Here is a 6746-nt window from a genome sequence, read left to right on the forward strand (position 1 = left end):
TCGGGCACGCCGAGCGGCGCGCAGCGGATCGTGGTGGACACGGGCAACGGCCAGACGGGCGCGGTGAACCAGCCGCTCGTGCTGCCGTTCATCGCCATCGTCACCGACGGGGGCTACAACCGCCTGTCGGGCATTCCGGTCACCTTCACGGTGAAGCAGGGCGGCGGGTCGTTTGGCGGCCGCGCCTCGCTCACCACGCGCACCGATACCGACGGCCGTGCCGCGGCCACGCTCACGCTGGGACCCCAGGGCGGACAGGACACCAACGTCGTCGAGGCCACCTTCGCGGGCAACCCCGGGCTGCCGGCGGCGTTCCTCGCCTCGTCGCGTGTGCCGGGCGATTCGTCGCTCACGCGCGTGATCGGCGTGGTGCTCGACAACGCCGGCGCGCCGATTCCGGGCGTGACGATGCGGCTGTTCCGCACGCACCAGAACACGGGTCTGCCCGAGCAGGTCGGCACCCCGGTGCAGACGACCGACAACGGCCAGTTCGCGATCCAGCCGGCGCCGGTCGGCGCCTTCAAGCTGATGGCCGATGGCTCCACGGCGCCCAACGGCCCGTGGCCCACGCTCGAGTTCGACGTGGTGACGATTGCCGGCCAGACGGTGGACGTCGGCCTGCCGATCTACCTGCCGCGCATCGACGAGAACAACAAGCTGTGCGTCTCGGAGACCACGGGCGGCACGCTGATGCTGCCGGATGTCCCCGGCTTCACGCTCACGGTGGAGCCCGGTTCGGCCACGTTCCCTGGCGGGTCGAAGACCGGCTGCATCACGGTGACGCCGGTGAATGGCGACAAGGTGCCGATGTCGCCCGGGTTCGGCCAGCAGCCACGCTTCGTGGTGACCATCCAGCCGGTGGGCACCGTGTTCAGCCCGGCGGCGAAGATCACGCTGCCCAACGTCGATGGGCTCGCGCCGCGCGCGGTCACCGAGATGTACTCGTACGACCACGATCTCGCGTCGTTCGTGTCCATCGGCACCGGCACGGTGAGCGACGATGGCGCCATCATCCGCTCGGATCCGGGCGTGGGCGTGATCAAGGCCGGCTGGCACTGCGGCGGCGACCCCAACCCGACCGGGAGCGCCGGCACCTGCCCCGAGTGCCAGAAGTGCCAGGGCACCTCGTGCGTGAACGACAACGGCCAGACCCCGACACAGAACTCGCCCACCGACTGCAAGAAGGAGACGTGCAGTGGCGGCGGCGTGGTCACCGTGAACAACAACAGTGAACAGCCTACCGACGTGTGCGAGGAGTGCTCCGGTGGCTCGCCGCGCGACCGCGCCGATGGCAGCACCCCGGCCGACTCGGCCGCCTGCTGCTTCGAGGGCGAGCGCGTGAACAAGTTCGGCAACCAGCTCGGCGTCGTGTTCGACGGCGACCTCGCCACCAAGTGCCCGAACCGCGTGCAGAACAGCACGTCGGGCGGTCCCTTCGGCAATGGCCTGCATTCGGTCGACGGGTGCTCCGGCGGCGTGCCGCCGAACATCCAGGACCCGATGACCAACTCGCTGTACCTGCCGTACGGGCTGATGGCCCAGGCGCCAACGGCCTTCGGTCAGCCCATCGGCGACGGTCTGGTGGGCGTGACCGTGGCGGGCATCGGCAACCTGCCCTGCAACCAGCACGATCTCTGCTACCAGTCGTGCGCCTCGGGCGGTGCCGGCCAGTTCAACGCCGCGCGCTCGGCGTGCGACGACGGGATGGAGACGCGGATGGACGCGGTGTGCGAGGCGGCGTTCCCGCCCGACTGCCCCTCGTCCATGGGCACCGTCCAGTGCGGGTTCTACCAGTTGCAGCGCCTCGACTGCTTCACCTACTCGAACATCTACCGGACAGGCCTGGCTGGCTTCGGCGGGTCGGCGTTCGCCGAACGGCAGTCGCAGTACTGCCAGTGCTGCCAGTGACGGACGCGCGAATGTCTTCCTCCAGCCGGGTCGTGCTGGTGGCCCTGACGGCGGTCCTGCTCCTCACGGGATCGGGTGCCCACGCGGCCGCGCAGCTGCCAGGGCTGCTCGACACCGTGCGCGTGGCCGATCCGGCGCGCGACCTCGAGTTGCTCGACGCCACGGCGAGCGCCGACGGCGCGTCGACGTGGCTGCTCGTGGCGTCGCGGCCGCGCAAGCAGCGCACGGCGACGCCTGAACTGCAGGTGATCCAGGTCGACGCCAAGGGCGGCGCCTCGGCGCCGATCACGCTGCCCGCGCTCAATCCTCCCGCGGGGGGCGACCCATTCGCGTCGCCAGCGCGTCAGCGCCTGATTCACGGCCTGGCGCTCGGTCCAGGCGGGCTGCCGGTGCTCGGCCTGGCGCGCAGCCACCTGCCCGTGTCGCTGCTCTCGATCACGAGCAGCGGCGCGTCGGTGGGCACGCCGGTGCCGATTCGCCTGAAGTCCGACGCCGACCTCGTGGGCCTGGCGCGGCTGTCCACCGGCAAGCTCCTCATGCTCGGCGCGGCGGGCCTGCGCGGGATGATCGCGCAGGTGGCGCCCGACGGCGCGGTGGCGTGGGAGCGCGACATTCCGACGACCGCCCCGCTGCACCTCGAGGAGGCGTGGCCGACGCCCGATGGCGGCGCCGTGTTGCTCGGCCGCAGCGGGCGCGACGCGATGAACGCGCAGGCGTGGGTGGGCCTGATGACGCCGACCGGCGAGATCACGGCACAGGTGTTCCTGCCTGCGTACGACGCCACGCTGGCGCGCCTGGCCGACGGCCAGGTGGCCGTAGTGACCGACCACGTGAACGCCGCGCTCTTCGACACGCGGCTGTCGCGCCTGTCGGCCGAGTTGGCCGTGCAGGGCAGCACGCCGCTGCTCGACACGCACATCGCCGCGGGCATGACGCGCGTGGTACCTGCCGGGGGCGGACACGTGCTGATCGCGGGCGTCAAGGAACGCGCCCTGTGGGTCACGCGCCTCGATGGCAGCGGCAAGACCGTGTGGAGCGAGGTACGCACCCTCGATCCCCAGAAACCCGAACTCGTCGATGGCACCGCGCTGCTGTCGCGCGGGGCCGTCGCCATTCTGGCGTACGGCGCCAACGTCCTCGATGGACGAAGCCTGCATCAGCAGGTCGTGGTGCTCCGCCTGTCGCTCGATGCCCGTCGCGGGGAGAACGTGAAGCCATGATGAACGACGCTCGCCGAGTCCTCTCCACCGTGTTGCGCGGCGGCGCACTCGCGTGGCTCGCCCTGCTGGGCACCAGCGCGCCGACGTCCGCCCAGACGCCCCCGCCCCGCCTCGACGACACCTGCATCGTCTCGGTCCTGAACCGGAACGTGCGCGTGCGGCCTGACGGCACGTGGGTGCTGCCCAACATCCCGGCCAACTTCGGCCTCGTGCGCGCTCGCGCCACGTGCGTCCGCGATGGCCAGACGATCTCGGGCGAGTCGGCGCCGTTCCTGATCACGCCCAATGGCTCGGTCGACGTGCCGCCCATCGTGCTCGGCCCGACGACGCCGGTGCCGCAGTCGGTCACGGTGACGTCGCCGGCGCCGCAGCTCGGCCAGGTCGGCCAGACGGTGCAGCTCATCGTCACGGCGCGGTATGCCGACGGCAGCGTGCGCAACATCGCGCCCGCCTCCGCAGGCACACGCTACGTCGTGAGCAACCCCGACATCGCCACCGTGTCGGTCGACGGCCTGGTGACCGGCCGGCGCAGCGGTACCGCGCTCGTGCAGGCCACCAACGAGGGCACCGCCGGCTTCACCTCGGTGCGCGTGGTGCTGTCCGCCGACAGCGACCGCGACGGCATCGCCGACGACCTCGAACTCGCGCTCGGCCTCGATCCCAACGATCCGGCCGATGCGCTCGAGGACCGCGACGGCGACGGCCTGAACAACCTCGACGAGACGATTGCCGGCACCAACCTGAACCTGCCCGACAGCGACAGCGACGGCCTGCTCGACGGCGAGGAAGTGCGGCCCGGCGCCGACGGCTACATCACCAACCCGCTGTCGGCCGACACCGACGGCGACGGCATCCGCGACGCGCTCGAGGTGAGCTCGGGCAGCGACCCGACCGATGCGACCAGCACGAACCTAACGCGCGCGCTCACCAGCATCACCGTGGCGCCGACGACGTTCTCGATCATCGTCAACAGCGTGGTCGGCACGGCCTTCCAGCAGCTGAGCGTGGTCGGGCAGCTGCGCGACGGCACGTCCATCAACCTGACGTCGACGACGCGCGGCACCAACTACGCCTCGAGCAACCTCGACGCCTGCACGTTCGGCGCGCCTGACGGGCGCGTGTTCGGCGCTGGCGACGGCACGTGCGTGATCACCGTCACCAACAGCGGCTTCTCGGCGCAGGCGAACGGGACGGTCACCAACTTCGAGCCGACGGCCCTCTCGAGCCTGGCCATCCCGGGCTATGCCAACAACGTCGACGCCAACGGCTCGTTCGCGTACGTGGCGGCCGGCAGCGCGGGTCTCGTGGTGGTCAACGTGGCCAACCCGCGCGTGCCGGTAATCGTGACGACCGTCGACACGCCCGGCAACGCCAACGACGTGCGCGCCATCGGCTCGCGCGTGTACGTCGCCGACGGATCGGCCGGCCTGCTCGTGTTCGACGTGACGACACCGGCGCAGCCCGCGCTCCTCGGGTCGTTCGACACGCCGGGTGACGCCAGCGACGTGATCGTCTCGGGCGCGTTCGCCTACGTGGCCGACGGCACCGGGGGCGTGCACATCGTCGACGTCTCCACCTCCGTGCCGCGGTTGGTGCGCACGATCGCCATCCAGGGCACGGTCCGGGGCGTGGACATCGACGGCACCACGCTCGTGGCGGTCGGCGACCCCACCCGGCTCAGCGTGATCGACGTGACCACGCCGACCTCGGCCAGCGTCGTCGGGTCGCTGACGGTGGCGGGCGAGCCGATCGACGTCGACGTGTCGGAGGGTTACGCCTATGTCGCCGCCTACACGGGGGGCGTGGCCGTGGTCGACGTGCGTACGCCGTCGTCTCCGGCGCTCGCGGCCACGATCCCCGGGTCGTCGCCCAACGGCTTCGTGCCGCGCGATGTGCAGGTGGCCGGCCGCTTCGCGCTCTTCGCCGAGCAGCTGTTTGCCAACGCCGTTGCGCCCATCGTCGACATCAGCAACCCGACGCAGCCGTTCTTCCGCTCCGTGCTGGACTTCGGCGAGGACTACGCGGGCACCGGCATCGCGGTGAGCGGCCCGCATGTGTTCTGGACCGGGCAGTCGTTCTTCGTCGGCTCCGAAAACGGCAGCTCCGGCACGACGCGCCTGTTCATCGGCCAGTACATCGCGATCGAGGACCGCAACGGCATCGCGCCGACGATCTCGATCACCGCGCCCGCGCCGGGCACGTCGGCGGTCGAGGGCTCGTCGCTGACGGTGAAGGCCGACGCCAACGACGACGTCGGCGTGGCTGGTGTGTCGTTCACGGTGAACGGCGCCACGGTCTTCACCGACACGTCGGAGCCGTACGAGGCGCGACTCACCGTGCCGCCCGCGCCCGGGTCGATGGTGCTCGGCGCCACCGTGACCGACTTCGGCGGGAACAGCGGCACTGCCGCGACGGTCGAGGTGACCGTGATCCCCGACCCGCTCACGACCGTGACGGGCCGCGTGGTCGATGGTGAGGGCGCGCCGCTGGCCGGCGCCACCGTGACGGTGCTCAGCCGAGAGACGACGACCGACGCCAATGGTGCGTTCGCCATCGCCGGCGTCTCCACCGTGCAGGGCGCCATCACCGCGCGGGTCACTGCGCAGGTCGGCGGACGTACCGTGCGCGGCTCGTCGTCGGCGGTGCCGCCGGTGCTTGGCGGCACGACCGATGTCGGCACGATCCGGATCAAGGGCGGCCGCATCCTGCTGGTGTGGGCCGACACCACGCCGGAGACCTTCAAGGCGAACCTGCTCGCGACGGGGATGTTCACCGCCGACGACATCGACACGTTCGACGGCCGCTCCGCGACGCCGACCCTCGCGCAGCTGCAGCCCTACGGCGCGGTGCTGGTGTGGAGCAACTACCCCTACCAGAACCCGACATTGCTCGGGAACGTGCTGGCCGACTACGTGGACGGCGGCGGCGGCCTCGTGACGGCCACGTTCTCGCACCTGAGCGGCTTCGCGCTTGCCGGTCGCATCGTGACGGGTGGGTACACGGCCCTGCGTCAGGGTGGCAGCGTCGGCGCCAACGAGATCAGCCTGGTCAACTCGGACCTCCAGCACCCGATCATGCAGGGAGTGGCGGGCAGCCTGACCTTCTCGTTCACCGACTACGGCGGCCTCACGGTGGCGCCCGGCGCCATCGTGGTGGCCCGCGACACGGTCAACCAGGGCAAGGTCGCGGTCAACCCGAACGCGCGGGTGGTCAGCATCGGCGTCTTCCCCGGCTTCGGCGTCACGCCGGGGCTGGCCAGGATGTTCGGCAACGCGCTGGACTTCGTCAGGTAGCGATGCGCATCTTCTCGTCGTCGCGCGGGGCAGGGGGACGTCAGCCGGCCGGGATCGGCGGGCTGACGACTGCTGCGGCCGTCCTGCTGCTGGCCTTCAGCGTGCAGGCGCGGCAGGACCCCACGCCTCGTTCGCAGATCGGCCGGGAGGTGGCCATCGCGCGCCACCTCGAGGACGACGAGGAGTTCCGTATCCCGGTCACCGAGCTGATCGAGCACGGCCGGCGGCTGTTCATCGCCAGTTGGACGGATCAGGAGGGCGCCGGTCGCCCGTTGATGAAGGGCACCGGCAAGGAACTCACCGATCCCTCGCAGCCGCTGGTCGG

2 protein-coding genes and 2 pseudogenes are annotated in these 6746 nt (G+C 71.0%); all 4 read left to right on the plus strand.

The features are described from left to right. Positions 1 to 1908: pseudogene (locus ACIRDX_RS19040) on the plus strand (hypothetical protein); the annotation flags it as partial. Positions 1909 to 1919: 11 nt separating this feature from the next. Further along, positions 1920 to 3128: a hypothetical protein gene (locus ACIRDX_RS19045; RefSeq protein WP_396627022.1), complete on the plus strand. Its 1209-nt coding sequence runs from the start codon at positions 1920 to 1922 to the stop codon at positions 3126 to 3128. Continuing rightward, positions 3125 to 6421 carry an Ig-like domain-containing protein gene (locus ACIRDX_RS19050; RefSeq protein ID WP_396627023.1) on the plus strand — a complete coding sequence of 1099 codons (3297 nt, stop codon included), beginning with the start codon at positions 3125 to 3127 and terminating at the stop codon, positions 6419 to 6421. Before ACIRDX_RS19045 ends, ACIRDX_RS19050 begins: the two co-directional genes overlap by 4 nt. A 2-nt stretch (positions 6422 to 6423) precedes the next feature. Beyond that, a pseudogene (locus ACIRDX_RS19055) lies at positions 6424 to 6746 on the plus strand (hypothetical protein); the annotation flags it as partial.

This window comes from Luteitalea sp. (assembly GCF_044337415.1).
Classification (GTDB): Bacteria; Acidobacteriota; Vicinamibacteria; order Vicinamibacterales; family Vicinamibacteraceae; genus Luteitalea.